This window comes from Ketobacter sp., from assembly GCF_003671495.1.
In the GTDB taxonomy this organism is placed as follows: domain Bacteria; phylum Pseudomonadota; class Gammaproteobacteria; order Pseudomonadales; family Ketobacteraceae; genus Ketobacter.
The window spans coordinates 259,442-274,744 of record NZ_RCHN01000046.1; the positions used below are offsets into that span (position 1 = coordinate 259,442).

The following is a 15,303-nucleotide window of genomic DNA, read 5'->3' on the forward strand; positions in this document are numbered from 1 at the left end:
TGGCCGCGCAGGAAGGGTGGAGCGGGAGCCCGACAGGGCTCCCCAAAGACGCCTGAAGCCAGCGGGTCAGGGTACGGTTTCCGGCTCCGGCAGGGTGATGTTCAACTCCAGTACGGCACAGTCGTCATTCTGGTCCAGGGCCACCGACACCATGTCATCGGTGATCGGCACGTATTTGCTGATCACCGCCACCAGATCCCGCTGCAGGGCGGGCAGGTAGTCAGGCTGATCCCGGGCTGAACGCTCATGGGCCACAATGATCTGCAGGCGTTCCTTGGCCACACTGGCCGTGCTTTTCTTTTTGGTTTTGAAGAATTCCAGTAAGCTCATTACCGCCCTCCGAACATTCTCGACAACAGGCCTTTCTTGGCAATATTCAGGAAGCGGTGCTCAACCTGCTCGCCCATCAGTCGGCGTACCGCATCCATATAGGCCTGGCCGGCATCACTCTCTTCGTCCATGATCACCGGCTGACCCTGGTTGGAGGCGGACAGCACCGCTTTGGATTCCGGGATGACCCCCAACAAGGGAATGGACAGAATCTCTTCCACATCTTTCACACTCAGCATTTCTCCCCGTTCCACGCGGTCCGGGCTGTAGCGGGTCAGCAACAGGTGTTCCTCAATGGGGGCTTCGCCTTTTTCCGCCCGCAGGGTTTTGCTTTGCAGGATGCCGAGGATGCGGTCAGAGTCCCGCACCGAGGATACTTCCGGGTTGGTCACCACCACCGCGCGATCGGCGAAGTACATGGCCATGTGGGCGCCCTTCTCGATGCCGGCGGGGGAATCGCAGATGATGTAATCGTAGGTTTTCTTCAGCTCATCCAGAACCTTCTGCACCCCTTCCTGGGTGAGGGCATCTTTGTCGCGGGTCTGTGAGGCCGGCAGGATGCTCAGGTTCTCCACCCGCTTGTCTTTGATCAGGGCCTGGTTGAGGTTGGCTTCGCCGTTGATGACGTTGACGAAGTCGTACACCACGCGCCGCTCACAGCCCATGATCAGGTCCAGGTTACGCAGACCCACGTCAAAATCGATGATAGCGGTTTTGTGGCCTTTCAAGGCCAGTCCTGTGCCGATGGCCGCGCTGGTGGTGGTTTTGCCAACGCCGCCTTTGCCTGAGGTCACCACGATAATCTCTGCCAATGTCGTATCCTCTTAACGTTATACTTGTTGCGTTACAATGGGCTGATGATGAGTTGATCGCCTTCCAGCTCCGCTTTCACCGCTTGTTTCCAGAGTGAGCCTTGCAGGTCTTCGTTCACTTTATAGTTCCCGGAAATGGAAATCAGTTCCGCCTCCAGGCTCTGACAGAAAATGCGGGCGCTGTCATCGCCCTTGACGCCCGCCAACGCGCGACCGCGCAGCGGAGCGTACACATGAATATTACCGTCCGCCAGAATTTCGGCTCCGGCACTTACCGGGGCCAGTACCACCAGGTCGCCGCCGGGGGCATAGATCTGCTGGCCGGAGCGTACCGGTGTGGTGATGACTTTGTTGGCGCTGATGGGCACTTCCACCTCCACTTCGCGGATTTCCACGGTGGTGCCGGCTTTGGCTTCGGTGGGCTCAGGGCCGCGGGCACTGATGCTGGCCGGCGGCAGACTGGGCAGGCCCGCCACATTGGCAGACAGGATCTGTTCTTCACTGCCGCCACGCACGGCAACGGGAATCATGCCGTATTCCCGACACAGCTCACCCAACTCGATGAAGTCGATAAAGTTATCGCCAGGGCATTTCTCCAGGCTCAAAATCACCGGCGTTTGCTGGAAAAAATCCGGAGCGCTGCTGACAGTGGAGGAGAGGGTGGCGTTGAAGCTCTTGTAGTCATAACGGTAGAGCTCCAGAATGGTCATGGTGACCCGGCTGCCTTTCAATTTGAAACAGGCTTCCGAGTCCAGTGCGGCTTCTGTGTCCTGCATAGGTCCCAGTGTTTTTCGTTTTTTTCTGAACAACTCCAATTGGCTCATGGTTTGAGGGCATCCTGTCCAGTGGATTTTTGCGGTGAAGCAGCCATTGCCCTTGTGCTGTGCATGCCTTCTTTGAAAGCCTGCATCAGGGCTAGCATTACTGCTCACTTTTTCAAACCATGACTTGCCCCAATTGTATCAGAACTGGAAAAGATTGAAGGGAAAAGTTTGCGATTTCGTGATCGAAATTTATTTAGGCTGTTCTTTCTGTTGACGGGTGAGTGCCAACTCGGTGGCCAGGGTTTCCACCGCCACCGGTTTGGTGAGAAACGCAACCATGCCGGCAGCGATGGCAGCGTCCCGGTGCTCCTGCATGGCGTGGGCGCTGAGGCCGACGATGCGGGTGTGATGGCATTGCGGCATCTGGGATAAGCGGCGGGTGGCCTGGTAACCGTCCAGGTTGGGCATTTCGCAATCCATCAGAATCAGGTCATAGGGTTTGCTGGTGGATTGAACACACTGAATGGCTTCCATGCCGTCGTTGGCCAGGTCCGGTTCGATGTTGAATTTCTTCAACAGGCCTTTCACCACCAATTGATTCACGTTGTTGTCTTCCGCCACCAGCACATTGAGGGCGCTGAAATCCTGCACCTGATCCTGGTCGTGGCGGGGCTCCCGTTGACCGGTGACCAGTTGCTGCAGGGTCTGCAACAACTGTGAATGGGTGAAAGGGTCCTGAATGTGCAGGGCTTGCTGGTGGTGGGCATCGGCTAACGGCTGCAGCACAATGGTGGGGCAGTGCTGACCGAGCAGGTGTGCCGGCTCCGGCTGGCTGGCGTGGCGAATGACCAGGTCCACCGCGTCTGCGGGGGATTGCTCCACCGCCTCGACGACCTCCATATGGTGCAGCGACAGCAGGGATTTCAGGCCACTCACGGCTTCCGGCAACGGGTCCAGCACCAGTACCCGCTTGCCCGCCAGTTCCGCAATCGGTTCCGGAAACCGCAATGGGCGGCAGGGCAGTTCCAACCAGAACTCACTGCCGATGCCTTCGCGGCTTTTTACGCTGATGCGACCACCCATCATGTGGGTCAGGGATTTGGAAATGGCCAGGCCCAGGCCGGTGCCGCCGAAACGGCGGGTGGTGGAGGAGTCCGCCTGGGAAAATGACTGGAACAGCTTGCGCTGTTGTTGCTCGGTGATGCCGATGCCGGTGTCCTGCACGGTGATGCGCAATTCAGAGGTGGTGTGGTCATAGTCGCTGCACAGTGCCACGTATCCCTGGTCCGTGAACTTGATGGCGTTGCCCAGCAGGTTGATGACGATCTGCTGCAGGCGGGTGGGGTCGCCCTGGATGCTGGCGGGCGTGGTGGGGGAGACGATCAACACCAGGCGGATGTGCTTCTGCGTAATGGCGGTGGAAAACAGTTCGATACATTCGTCCAGCAGGGTGCGCAGATCCACTTCAATGCTTTCCACAGTGAGCTTGCCGGCTTCGATTTTGGAATAGTCCAGAATGTCATTGATGATGGACACCAGGGTGTCGCCGGAATGCTTGATGGTGGTGATCAGGTGACGCTGGTGGTTGTTGAGGGGGGTATCCATCAGCATCTGGGTGATGCCCAGGACGCCATTCATGGGGGTACGAATCTCGTGGCTCATGGTGGCCAGAAACTGGCTTTTGGTTGCCAGCGCCTGCTCCGCCATGGAGCGGGCCCGCTCCGCTTCGTGCTTCTGCGCTTCCAGCTCCTGGGTGCGTTCCTTCACCGCATGGTCCAGTTGCTGATTGAGCTTTTCCTGCTGGCGGATGATGCGTTCCTTGCTGCGTTCGCTCAGGCGCTGCACTTCCCGGAACTGATCGGTGAGGCCCATGTTGAGAATCACCAGGGTGAACAATGAACCGATTTGCGAGCCATAGGTGGAAAGGAAGCTGACGTCGATGATGTCGAAGGCCCGCAGCACGTTCATCACCCCGCCGATGATGAAACCGAGCCAGCCGATAAGGTAATAGATTGCGGCGTTCTTGCCCTGAAAAAGTTGGTAGAACGCCGCCGTCAGCACATAGGGTGTCACCACCACCATGGCCAGCAGCGAGATCTGAATGGCCCAAGTAAATGACAGGGTGAGGGTGGAGACGATGGCCATAACCCCCACACTCAGCACCAGGGGTTCAAGGTTGAGACGGCCGAAGCGGATATGACTCAGGCCGAAATAACTCTTGGTCATCTTCACTGTGAGTATGCTGAGAATGCCGATGGTGATGGGGCGAATCAGTTTGCTGAACTCCGGGTAGTCCTGCCACAGGAACACATTGCCGGTGCCGTTGAGGGACAACTCCACCACCGCGTAGTTGGCCAGCAGGGCCACGTAATAGATCTGGGCCCGCTGGCGCAGAAAAAAGAACAGGAAGGAGTTGATCAGCAGAATGACCACGATGGCCCCGTAATACATGCCGAACAACATCATCGCCGTGCGCTGATTGGATTCCCAGGCCTCCTGGGTGGATACCGTCAGTGGCGCGATCAGGGTGTCCTGGCTGCTCACCCGCCAATAGAGGGTTTTACGCTCCCCGGCCTTCAAGGTGACCGGAAACGAGAAAAAGCGATCCTTGCGCAGGCGGCTGCTGAAGGGCAGCTGGTCGCCGGTGCTGTGTTGTGAGTACTGGCCGTCGGCATCCGGATAGAAGAAATCCACCCGGTCCAGCAGTGGGTATTCCAGACTCAGAATGAAGGTTTGGTCGGGACCACTGTTGTGCAGGCTCAGCCGGAGCCAGAGGTCATCGGTGGTGAAGCCGAAATTGGCGAAACGCTGCTCCATGGGGGACCAGCGACTGGCCTGCCGTGCCTGAGCCAGGGTCAGGCGTTGCTCCGGGTCCAGCAGGTAGTGGGCGTACTGGGCGGCGCTGCCGTAACGGAAATCCGCCCCCAGGGTGAGGGTGTCGGATTTGAGCGTGTGGGCAAGCACCGGCTGGCTGCAAACCAGCAGCAGGGCACAGATCAGCGGAGCGACGCGGGTGCGCAACAGGTGCATACAAGTGAACAAGGCATCAGGCATATACTCAGTATACTCGAGTAGCGCCGGTTGAATATGTGGCTTAGACGCGATATGCGGTCTCGGTCATCACTTTTGCCACTGCCTGCATCAGTTTCTTTACCGGAAAGGGCAGGTCCATGGCGCCGGCCTTGTGAGCGGTGGTGGCGTGCTGGGCTTCATCCGTATGCATCTGCTCCAGGATGCGCAGAGAGCGCTGGTCCTGGGGAGGAAGCTGTGCCATGTGGCTCTCCAGGTGGCGGCAGACCTGTTTCTCTGTCTCTTCCACAAAGCCCAGGCTCCAGCGGTCGCCGATGGCGCCGGCCACAGCACCGATGCCAAAGGACAGGGAATACCAGACCGGGTTCAGCAGGCTGGTGTGGCTGCCCAGCTCCTGCAGGCGCTGCTCGCACCAGTGCAGGTGATCCTCTTCCTCCTGGGCGGATACCTCCATCTGGCGGCGGATGCGGGGCAGTCGTGCCGTCACCGCCTGGCCCTGGTACAGGGCCTGGGCGCAGACTTCACCGGTGTGGTTTACCCGCATCAACCCGGCCACATGGCGCCGTTCCGCCGGGGCCAGCGGCGGGATCTCGGTGCCCGCGGTGGGGTTGGGGCGCTGGGTGCCGGGATGGCCCCCGGCCACGGTGCGCAGGGCGTTGTCCGCCTGGCCGATGAGGCGGTCAAACAGGCTGTAGCGACGTTGGGGGTGAGTGCCCATGACGTTTCCTTTTGTAAAACATTGCGTGGTAAAACATTGTGCGCCAAGTCGGGGTATTATACGGCTTTCGATCCAGCCCTGAATACCGGGTCCATGATTCACAAGCAAACTGCACACATAAGGATGACAGGCATGAACAAGGCAACCACACTGGCGGCACTGATACTGGTCGGGGGGCTGAGCACTGGCTGCACCCAGGAAACCCAGAACTCCATCGGGCGCGCCATTCAGAACTGGACCGGCACCAACGGGGTGCTGGACGTTTACGCCGGTGACAAACTGGTGAAGCGCTTCATCGGCATCGACAAGCTGTCCACCGCGGCGGCCACCAGTGGCGAAGGGGCTCGCCCCTACCGGTTCGGCTATGGGGTGCTGGATATGAACCAGAATTACCAGAAAGACCCGGGCGAGAAGAAGGTGTATTTCGAAGTCAGTGACTATTCTACTAATTATGTGTTTTACGAAAATCCCTACGAATAATCATTAGAAGGAGATTTCCATGCCGGATCTGGTCGACCTGGAAATCATGATGTTGTCGCGGGTGCCCATCATCGTCATCGAAACGTTTGAAGAGCCCCGCGCATTGGAGTTGATCAACAAAGCCGGCGTGAAACAGCAAAAGCCGGTATTCACCTGGTCGGTGACCGAAGGCATTCAGCGCATTGATCTGGCCCACAGCGTGACGGAGCACCTCACGAACGAACCGGATTCTGCCCTGGCTCACATCAAGCAGAGCGGTCGCGCCGGTATCTATGTGTTTTGTGATTTTCATCCGTTTCTGGTGGACGCCCCGAAAAACGTGCGCCTGCTGAAGGAAATCGCCATGGCCCACGAACAGCATCACCACACGTTGATTCTGCTCAGTCATGCCCTGGAGATTCCCCCGGAGCTCAGACGCTATTGCGCGCGGATGGACCTGTCGTTACCCAACGATGAGCAGTTGATGCACCTGGTGAAGGAGGAGGCCAGCCACTGGTCCAGCCAGAATCGGGGCGCCAAGGTGAAGACCGATACCCCCACCCTCACCAAACTGGTGGCCAACCTGCGCGGGCTCACCTATTCCGATGCCCGCCGCCTGGCGCGGGGGGCCATTTTTGATGACGGCGCCATCACCGCCTCGGATCTGCCGGAGCTGAACCGGGCCAAATTCGAATTGCTGGGCATGGATGGGGTCATGAGCTTTGAATACGACACTTCCAGCTTCGCCGATGTGGGCGGGCTCAATGCCTTGAAGGAATGGTTATCCAAGCGCCGGGATCATTTTCTCCATCCGCAGGAGGGGGTGGACAGCCCGAAAGGCGTGCTGCTCCTGGGGGTACAGGGCGGTGGCAAGAGTCTGGCGGCCAAGGCGGTGGCCGGTATGTGGGGGGTGCCCCTGTTGCGGTTGGATTTCTCCGCGCTCTATAACAAATACATCGGGGAAACGGAAAAGAACCTGCGGGAATCCCTGGCCATGGCAGACACCCTGTCCCCCTGCGTGCTGTGGCTGGACGAGATTGAGAAAGCGCTGTCGGTGGACGCCAGTGACAACGGCACCTCCAAGCGTTTGCTGGGGGTCTTGCTCACCTGGATGGCGGAGCGCAAGCGTCCGGTGTTTGTGGTGGCCACCTCCAACGACATTTCCCGGATGCCCCCTGAGCTGGTGCGCAAAGGGCGGCTGGACGAAATCTTCTTTGTGGACCTGCCGCAGGAATCGGTGCGGCGGGATATATTCAGCATTCATCTGCGCAAGCGTTTCCAGAACCCGGAGCATCTGGACCTGGATACCCTGGCCCGGGCCAGCGAGGGGTTTTCCGGTGCGGAAATCGAGCAGGCGGTGGTGTCCGGTCTGTATCGCTGTCAGGCGGAATCCACGGAGCTGGATACGCAGCACGTGCTGGAGGAAATCGCCAGCACCCGGCCACTTTCGGTTGTGATGGGGGAGCAGCTGGCGCAACTGCGGGCCTGGGCTGAGGGCCGTACGGTGGCGGCAGACTGACGGCGGCCCAACTCAGAGCAGGCTTTTCAAGCGTTCCTGGTCAGAATCGGCGTGATCCCGGGCATCCTGCCACTGGATCAGCACATCACGCAGTTCACTCAGTTCAATGGGCTTGGCCAGGTAGGCATTCATGCCGCATTCCAGGCTGCGTTCCTTGTGTTCGTCCATGATGTGGGCGGTCAGGGCAATGATGGGAATCGGGCTGCGCCCGGTCTCCTGCTCCCATTCACGGATGGCGCGGGTGGCATCGAAGCCGTTCAGCTGGGGCATTTCACAGTCCATCAGGATGATGTCGAAATCCTGCTCTTTGGCCAGCTTCACCGCGTCCACCCCATTGTCCACCGTCACTGCCTGCATGCCCAGGCGGGACAGCATACCGCGCACCACCTTCTGTGACAGGTGATGATCCTCCGCCACCAGAATGCGCATGGGGGAAAGGGTTTCCAGCTTCTGGTCATCCTGGGGGTGGTCGGCATGAATGCGGCGGATGTGGGCCAGCTCTTCCAGCAGCGTTACCTTCAGGGTGCGCCCGGTGACCGGCTTGCTGATGACCCGGCGTATGCCGGCGTTGCGGGCGGCGGTGGCACTGGGGGCCATGCCCAGGCCGGTGAGCATCAAAACCAGGGGGTCGTTGTTGATCAGAGTGTCTTCCTTGATGCGGGCGGCCAGTTCCATGCCGGTCATGCCGGGCATCTCATGGTCCAGAATCACCACATCAAAGGGCTCGTGAATGGTGGCCTGGTTGTGCAGCATCGCCAGGGCCTGGCGTCCGTTGATGGCGGTGGACACTTTCATGCCCCAGCTGGTGGCCTGTTGTTGCAACACCAGGCGGCAGGACGCATTGTCGTCCACCACCAGCAGTTGCAGGCCCTGCAGCTGGTCGGCAAACAGCGGCACGTCCTGTCCGTCCGGGTCCGGCTCCAGGGGAATGCTGAACCAGAAGGTGCTGCCCCGGCTGGCCTGACTCTCTGCTCCCATCTCCCCCAGCATGATGTACACCAGCTGCTGGGAAATCGGCAGCCCGAGTCCGTGGTGGCTCAGGTTTTCCAGGTGGTCCTTGCGCTGGCTGAACAGCTCCTGCAGCTGGTCCCGCCCCATGCCTATGCCGGTGTCGGTGATGGCGAAACGGATGTGGTGCTGGCCTTTTTCCCGGTCCGGACTCACCTCGATGATGACTTCCCCGTGATCGGTGAATTTGATGGCGTTGGACAACAGGTTGGCAATCACCTGGCGGATGCGGGTGGGGTCGCCTTTCACCTGGAACGGGATGTCGTTATGAATGTGGGTGATCAGCTCGATGCCTTTTTCCTCTGCCCGTTGGCGATACACGTCGATGCATTCCGCCAGCATGATGCCGATGTCAAAGGAGGTGATATCCAGGGTCATTTTGCCGGTTTCAATCTTGGAGTAATCCAGAATGTCGTCCAGGATTTTCAACAGATTGTTGCCGGAGGCGCTGATGGTGCGTACGTAGTCCTCCTGGGAAGGGGAGAGGGGGGAATCCTCCAGCAGCTCCGCCATGCCCAGGATGCCGTTCATGGGGGTGCGGATTTCGTGGCTGAGCTGGGCCAGGAATTCGGTCTTGGCCCGCCGTTCTGCCTCCAGCACCGCCACATGCTGGCGTTGCTGTTCTTCCAGCAGTCTGACTTTGCGTTGGCGTACGTTCAGGGCCACCACCGCGGCGAAGCAGTCGACGAACAGGCTGGTCACCAGAATGTGCAGGGTTTCCATGCCCACCGCCAGCATGCCGAATACGGTCTGTGCCGTCATCAGGCCGATGAACAGGATGATCAGCCGCGGGGCCACCATGATGCGGGCCGGATTGAACCCGTCCAGGGCCCGGATCGCCGCATTGAAAAAGTTCAAGGGTACCGCCAGCAACGCCAGGATCACCGAAATGCGCGAACCGGTCTGGATGTCCATGAAAAACACCGCCACCAGCGCGATCAGCATCACCAGAATCAGCAGCCGGTTGACCCGGTCCAGGTGGCGGCGGCTGCGGTGCAACTCGAACAACTTGCGGCTGAATTGCAGGGAGGCGGCAAACATCAGGATCAGGGCTGAGGTTTCCAGCTGGCTGTGAAGGTTGGTGTAGGGGAACCAGTAGTAGCCCACGTAACCGAAGGCGCAGGCACAGTAATAGATGATCGCCAGGGCATAGAGGGCAAAGTAGCCGTAACTGCTGTCCCGGGTTTTGATCACGCCAAAACCGCCGTACAGGCTGAGCATCAGCAGTGAGCCCAGGGCCAGGCCCATCACCAGTTGCTGTTTGAACTGGCTCTGGTAAAAGGTGGCGGGGTCGGACACGCTCAGCACCATGGACATGTACTGGCGGGAACGCACCTCGATCAGATAGTCCGAACGTTGTCCCGGCATCATGAACAGGCGCAGTACCGGTGCCCGGTGTTTGACGAAGCCGTGGATGTTGTCGGTCATGCTGCCCACCCGTTCCACTTCCTGGGTGCCGTCCCGGGTCAGTTCATGGACCGCGAGAAACCCGATGTTGGGTTGGCTCACATACACCAGGGCATTGACGGGGTGAGTGAGGTGGCTCTCAATCTGTACTTTCAGCCACAGGGTGGAATCGGTGTAACCCAGTCGCAGTACCGGTGTGCGGGCGGGGGTGAACTGTTGCAGCAGGCGTTCGTCGGTGAAGTCTTCGGGGCGATACTGGTTTTCGGTGTCTTCGAAGTAGCTGATATTCTGGGTGATGAGGAAATGAAAATTGGGTGATTCCAATACCACCGCCGCCCGACCGAGGGATACGGTCAGCAGCAGGCAGAGCAACAGGGCGCTCCGACTGGCCAGGCTAAGGCGGTGGTTCGGCTTCATGGGGTGGTGGCATCCTGCTCAACTGGTTAATTTTGTTTCAAGTATATTCAGTGTGACTGCCAAATCCCACCGTTGCAGGTGGAAATAACCCATATTTCTGGCGTTAAACCTCAGAAAAATAAGGGTAAGTGCTCACCCTGCATCGGTCTCGGACTGCAACAGATACGCCTGCAGCCCCGCCTTGATCAACAGGTATACGCCCAGTTCTGCCCGCGGACCGGCGTTGTCCACCACCACATAACAGGCATCCGGCTTCAAGGACTGGCTGCGCTGGCGTAATTTGTTGAGGGGAATGTTGACGGAGTTCTTCCGGTGAAAATGCTTGAACTCGCCACTCAGCCGCACATCCAGCAGCACCAGCTCCGTGCTGTCCGCCTGCATGGCCTCCACGTCCTGTTCGGTCACCTGATTCAGAACCGGGCGTTCCAGCAGGCTCTTGAACTCTTCCTTTTCCAGGTACATGAGCGCGCCGTCGGTTTCCATGGTCACCGTGGCATTGCGGGTGGTTTCGCCGATCAGCGCCTCTTCACCGAAGAACTGGCCAGGCCCCAGCCTGGCCACCTGTTCCATACCGTGTTCCGCCCGTTTGCTGATCAGGACACTGCCGTGTTCGATGACGTAAAAGCGCTCCCCCTGGTCGCCCTCTGCCACAATCACATCCCCCAGGCTGCGTTCTTCATTCTTGAACGAGGCAAACAGGCGCTGGATGTTGGCCGGGGGCACTTTGGCGAACACTTCGGATTCCAGCAGGGCGGACATCCAGTCCACCTCGTTTTCATCGTCAGAGTCCTCCACCCCGTATTCACCGGCCTGCTCCCAGGTGATGGCCAGGTCCAGGCGTGCCTTGTCCACCTTCAGAATCTGGCAGTCACCGGTGGTGATGGCGGAAAACCGGTGTGGGGGTCTATTATCCAAAGCACGGCGGCATTCCGGGTCTTCGGCGCTGAAACTGGTGATGTTGAATTCCTCGTCCAGCAGGTCCACCGAGCCGTCCAGCAGGTAGTACCAGAAAGCATCCTGTTCCCCGCGTTTGAATAGCTTTTTGCGGGGTGGTAACGTGAGCAACTCACAGCATTTGAGGGCTTCCTGGAATTGATGACGCAGCAATTCGTTGAACGGCACCAGTTGTTTGATGGCGGCTTCGTCCAGAGAGGGGGCAGGCTGAGACATGGCGATTCCTTTGCGGTCAGATGAGTAGGAAAAGTATAGTTCAGACTGGAGGGATGATCAGGTGGATGCTGTGTTCGAAAAGTGTTCTTGTGCCGCCGGCTCATGGACTGATCAGGCCGCGAATTTACGAAAAATAATCAGGTGAAGGGGGGCAGGATCTGGTATAAACGCCACCTGACCGGGCTGGCGCCAGCCGATCCCCGCTTCTCCGCTCAATGTGAAATGGATCTAAGATGAAAGTAGCAATTCTGTCACGGAACTCAAAGTTGTACTCCACTCAACGCCTGGTGCAGGCGGGTGAGGCCCGTGGCCACGAGGTGCAGGTGATCGATACTCTGCGTTGTTATATGAACATGGCCACTCACAAACCCACCATCCACTATAAAGGCAAAGCCCTGGAAGGGTTCGACGCGGTGATTCCCCGCATCGGTGCCTCCATTACTTTTTATGGCACCGCTGTGGTCCGTCAGTTCGAAATGATGGGGGTGTTCGCGGTCAACGAGTCCGTTGCCATTTCCCGATCCCGGGACAAATTGCGCTCCCTGCAACTGTTGTCCCGTAAGGGCGTGGGTATGCCGGTCACCGGTTTTGCCCATTCCCCGGATGAGATTCCCGATTTGATCGATATGGTGGGCGGTGCGCCCCTGGTGATCAAGCTGCTGGAAGGCACCCAGGGCATCGGCGTGGTGTTGGCGGACACCCGTAAAGTGGCTGAAAGCGTGATTGAAGCTTTTCTGGGATTGAAAGCCAATATTCTGATTCAGGAATACATTGCGGAATCCTCCGGCGCGGACATCCGCTGTCTGGTTATTGGCGACAAAGTGGTGGCGGCCATGAAACGCCAGGCCAAACCCGGCGAGTTCCGCTCCAACCTGCATCGGGGCGGCAGTGCCACCCTGATTAAAATCACTCCGGAAGAACGGGCCACCGCTGTGCGGGCTGCCCGCATCATGGGGCTGAATATCGCCGGGGTGGACCTGATCCGCTCCAACCACGGGCCACTGGTGATGGAGGTGAATTCCTCGCCGGGCCTGGAAGGCATTGAAAGCGCCACCGGCAAGGATGTGGCGGGGATGATCTACAGCTTTATGGAAAAACGCATCATGGAAGGTAAGGCCAGCAACCGAACCGTCGGCAAAGGGTAATCTTTTATGGCGCGCCGTTCCCAGGCAATCGAAATATTCGGGCAGTCCATTGCGCCATCGTCGCAGCAAACGTTCAATATTCCCATTGGCCAGCTGTATACCCACACCGACATCCATATCCCGGTGCAGGTGGTCAACGGCAAGACGTCCGGACCGGTATTGATGATCTGCGCGGCCATCCACGGGGATGAACTGAACGGCATCGAAGTGGTGCGGCGGGTGTTGAAAGCACCCTGGCTCAAGAACCTGCGGGGCACGTTGATCGCCGTGCCCATGGTGAATGTGCTGGGCATTATTCACCGCTCCCGTTACCTGCCGGATCGCCGTGACCTGAACCGGTGTTTTCCCGGCTCGGAAAAAGGCTCCCTCGGCGGACGCATCGCTAACCTGTTTGTGCAGGAAATCCTCAGCAAGTGCCAATATGCCATCGACCTGCACACCGGCGCGGCCCACCGCTCCAACATGCCGCAAATACGGGTGCACCTGGAGAATCAACAAGCCGCCGATCTGGCGCAGGCCTTTGGCGTGCCCTTGGTGATTGATGCTCCCATTCGGGACGGTTCACTGCGTGGGGCGGGGGACGACCTGGGTATTCCCATCATCACCTACGAAGCCGGTGAGGCGTTGCGCTTCGATGAGCCGGCGATTCGTGCCGGCGTGAAAGGTGTGCGCAACGTGATGATGCACCTGAAAATGCTGCCGCCCCGCAAAGCGTCAGTGCCCACGGCGCCCAGCTTTATTGCCAAATCCTCCTCCTGGGTGCGTGCTCCCGCCGATGGTCTGTTCCGCAGCAAGTTGCAGCTGGGTGACCGGGTGGCGCGCGGGGAAGTGATGGGCATCATCGACGGCCCGCTGGGGGGCAGTGAAACCCCGGTGTTGGCGCCTTTTGCCGGCATTGTCATTGGCAACACCAATTTGCCGCTGGTGAACGAAGGGGAAGCGCTGCTCCATCTGGGGCGCTTTGACGATATTGATGATGTGGAGTCGGTGGTGGAAGAGTTCCGTCAGGAGTTTGATGGGGGGCTGTAATCCGCTTTCAGTGGTCATTCAGCTCTGAGGCCTGTCCGAGCAACAGAGCTGAATGATCCAGCGGCGCGTTAACCCTGGTTTTCCCGCTCCCGAGCTACGGCCCGATAACCGATGTCATCCCGGTAATACACATTATTCCAATTGATCTGCTTCACCAGGTCGTAGGCTTTGGCCTGGGCTTCGGCCACGGTTGCACCCAACGCAGCGGCACACAGCACCCGGCCTCCGTTGGTTCTGACCCGCTCCCCATCGAGGCTGGTTCCGGCGTGGAAGACTTTGCTGTCATCCTGCTCGACTTCCGGCAGGCCGAAAATCTGGTCCCCTTTCTGGTAGCTTTCCGGATAACCGCCGGCGGCCAATACCACGCCCAGCGACGCCCGCTCATCCCATTGCGCCTCCACCTGGTCCAGCTTGCCTTCCAGCGCCATGTCGCAGAGGAACACCAGATCTGATTTCAGGCGCATCATGATGGGCTGGGTTTCCGGATCACCGAAGCGGCAATTGTATTCCAGCACTTTGGGGGTGCCATCCGGTCCGATCATCAGGCCGGCATAGAGGAAACCGGTGTATACATTGCCTTCAGCGGCCATGCCGTTCACCGTGGGATAAATCACTTCCTGCATCACCCGCTCCTGGATTTCAGGAGTCACCACCGGGGCGGGGGAATAGGCGCCCATGCCACCGGTGTTGGGGCCCAGGTCGCCGTTGTCCCGGGCTTTGTGATCCTGGGAGGTGGCCATGGGCAGCACGTTTTTACCGTCCACCATGCAGATGAAACTGGCTTCCTCGCCCACCAGGAATTCTTCGATCACCACACGGCTGCCGGCGTCACCGAATTTGTTGCCCGCCAACATATCTTCGATGGCGGCGATGGCTTCTTCTTCCGTTTGCGCCAGGATCACGCCTTTGCCGGCGGCCAGGCCGTCGGCTTTCACCACGATGGGGGCGCCTTGCTGTTTGACATAGGCCACTGCTTTATCAATTTCGGTGAAGTTGCCATAGGCGGCGGTGGGGATGTTATGGCGGGCCAGGAAATCTTTGGTGAAGGCCTTGGAGCCTTCCAGTTGTGCGGCACCCTGGGTGGGGCCGAAACATTTCAGGCCCTGGGCGCGGAAGGCATCCACCACGCCGGCCACCAGGGGCGCTTCGGGGCCCACGATGGTGAGGAAAATATCATTGCGCTTGGCAAACTGCACCAGCGCGTCCGTGGCCAGGACATCGATATCAACGTTTTCGACCTTGGACTCCAGCGCGGTGCCGGCGTTACCCGGAGCCACGAAGACTTTGCTCACGGTGGGGGATTGGGCGGCTTTCCAGGCCAGTGCGTGCTCGCGACCACCATTTCCAATAATCAAAACGTTCATTGTCTACCCTCAGAATGTAATTACTGCTTAAAGTCTATCGGGGGGATGACGGGGCTGACAAGACAGGAATCGCTACAAGCACATCCCTGTGCGTTTGGCAGCGGCCGTCCCTGGCCGCTGACGTTCCTGTC

12 protein-coding genes are annotated in these 15,303 nt (G+C 59.0%); 4 read left to right on the forward strand and 8 right to left on the reverse strand.

All coding sequences use genetic code 11. The features are described from left to right. Positions 1–66 precede the first annotated feature (66 nt). The 5 genes from minE to coq7 all read right to left on the reverse strand — a co-directional run bounded on the left by minE (position 67) and on the right by coq7 (position 5,654). Complete coding sequence (gene minE, locus D9N14_RS22470) at positions 67–330, reverse strand: cell division topological specificity factor MinE (RefSeq protein ID WP_290584084.1); 264 nt, start codon at positions 328–330, stop codon at positions 67–69. Further along, positions 330–1,142 carry a septum site-determining protein MinD gene (minD, locus tag D9N14_RS22475; protein WP_290584086.1) on the reverse strand — a complete coding sequence of 271 codons (813 nt, stop codon included), beginning with the start codon at positions 1,140–1,142 and terminating at the stop codon, positions 330–332. The genes minE and minD overlap by 1 nt, the downstream gene beginning before the upstream one ends. Positions 1,143–1,174: 32 nt before the next feature. Next, entirely contained in the window at positions 1,175–1,966 is a 792-nt protein-coding gene (gene minC / locus D9N14_RS22480; protein ID WP_290584088.1) for a septum site-determining protein MinC, read from the reverse strand. A 189-nt stretch (positions 1,967–2,155) separates the two neighbouring features. Next, the gene (locus tag D9N14_RS22485) at positions 2,156–4,960 is read right to left on the reverse strand and encodes a hybrid sensor histidine kinase/response regulator (RefSeq protein WP_290584090.1); all 2,805 of its coding nucleotides are present in this window, start codon (positions 4,958–4,960) and stop codon (positions 2,156–2,158) included. A gap of 40 nt (positions 4,961–5,000) precedes the next feature. After that, positions 5,001–5,654 carry a 2-polyprenyl-3-methyl-6-methoxy-1,4-benzoquinone monooxygenase gene (coq7, locus tag D9N14_RS22490; protein ID WP_290584092.1) on the reverse strand — a complete coding sequence of 218 codons (654 nt, stop codon included), beginning with the start codon at positions 5,652–5,654 and terminating at the stop codon, positions 5,001–5,003. A gap of 132 nt (positions 5,655–5,786) precedes the next feature. Here coq7 and D9N14_RS22495 point away from each other — a divergent pair, with 132 nt between their 5' ends. After that, entirely contained in the window at positions 5,787–6,134 is a 348-nt protein-coding gene (locus D9N14_RS22495; protein ID WP_290584094.1) for a hypothetical protein, read from the forward strand. A gap of 19 nt (positions 6,135–6,153) precedes the next feature. Further along, a complete protein-coding gene (locus D9N14_RS22500; protein ID WP_290584096.1) occupies positions 6,154–7,632 on the forward strand; it encodes an AAA family ATPase in 1,479 nt (492 codons plus the stop codon). Positions 7,633–7,644: 12 nt separating this feature from the next. On the opposite strand, the gene D9N14_RS22505 is transcribed toward D9N14_RS22500, so the two are convergent. Together D9N14_RS22505 and D9N14_RS22510 are read right to left on the reverse strand one after the other, a co-directional pair. Next, positions 7,645–10,464: a hybrid sensor histidine kinase/response regulator gene (locus D9N14_RS22505; RefSeq protein ID WP_290584098.1), complete on the reverse strand. Its 2,820-nt coding sequence runs from the start codon at positions 10,462–10,464 to the stop codon at positions 7,645–7,647. 132 nt (positions 10,465–10,596) lie between these two features. Beyond that, positions 10,597–11,634: a cyclic nucleotide-binding domain-containing protein gene (locus D9N14_RS22510; RefSeq protein WP_290584100.1), complete on the reverse strand. Its 1,038-nt coding sequence runs from the start codon at positions 11,632–11,634 to the stop codon at positions 10,597–10,599. A gap of 233 nt (positions 11,635–11,867) precedes the next feature. On the opposite strand from D9N14_RS22510, the gene rimK reads away from it, so the two are divergent. Together rimK and D9N14_RS22520 are read left to right on the forward strand one after the other, a co-directional pair. Next, entirely contained in the window at positions 11,868–12,779 is a 912-nt protein-coding gene (rimK, locus tag D9N14_RS22515; RefSeq protein ID WP_290584102.1) for a 30S ribosomal protein S6--L-glutamate ligase, read from the forward strand. A 6-nt stretch (positions 12,780–12,785) separates the two neighbouring features. Then, positions 12,786–13,808, forward strand: a complete 1,023-nt coding sequence (locus D9N14_RS22520) for a succinylglutamate desuccinylase/aspartoacylase family protein (protein WP_290584104.1) — start codon at positions 12,786–12,788, stop codon at positions 13,806–13,808. A gap of 68 nt (positions 13,809–13,876) precedes the next feature. Here the strand turns inward: D9N14_RS22520 and purD are convergent, their stop codons facing one another. Then, positions 13,877–15,172, reverse strand: coding sequence for a phosphoribosylamine--glycine ligase (gene purD / locus D9N14_RS22525; RefSeq protein WP_290584106.1), 1,296 nt, complete (start codon positions 15,170–15,172; stop codon positions 13,877–13,879). Positions 15,173–15,303: the final 131 nt, after the last annotated feature.

Bases quoted from the DNA above. Each gene is read 5' to 3' on its own strand.
- minE (WP_290584084.1), bottom strand. From the start codon at position 330: ATGAGCTTACTGGAATTCTTCAAAACCAAAAAGAAAAGCACGGCCAGT.
- minC (WP_290584088.1), bottom strand. From the start codon at position 1,966: ATGAGCCAATTGGAGTTGTTCAGAAAAAAACGAAAAACACTGGGACCT.
- D9N14_RS22485 (WP_290584090.1), bottom strand. From the start codon at position 4,960: ATGCCTGATGCCTTGTTCACTTGTATGCACCTGTTGCGCACCCGCGTC.
- coq7 (WP_290584092.1), bottom strand. From the start codon at position 5,654: ATGGGCACTCACCCCCAACGTCGCTACAGCCTGTTTGACCGCCTCATC.
- D9N14_RS22495 (WP_290584094.1), top strand. From the start codon at position 5,787: ATGAACAAGGCAACCACACTGGCGGCACTGATACTGGTCGGGGGGCTG.
- D9N14_RS22500 (WP_290584096.1), top strand. From the start codon at position 6,154: ATGCCGGATCTGGTCGACCTGGAAATCATGATGTTGTCGCGGGTGCCC.
- D9N14_RS22505 (WP_290584098.1), bottom strand. From the start codon at position 10,464: ATGAAGCCGAACCACCGCCTTAGCCTGGCCAGTCGGAGCGCCCTGTTG.
- D9N14_RS22510 (WP_290584100.1), bottom strand. From the start codon at position 11,634: ATGTCTCAGCCTGCCCCCTCTCTGGACGAAGCCGCCATCAAACAACTG.
- rimK (WP_290584102.1), top strand. From the start codon at position 11,868: ATGAAAGTAGCAATTCTGTCACGGAACTCAAAGTTGTACTCCACTCAA.
- D9N14_RS22520 (WP_290584104.1), top strand. From the start codon at position 12,786: ATGGCGCGCCGTTCCCAGGCAATCGAAATATTCGGGCAGTCCATTGCG.
- purD (WP_290584106.1), bottom strand. From the start codon at position 15,172: ATGAACGTTTTGATTATTGGAAATGGTGGTCGCGAGCACGCACTGGCC.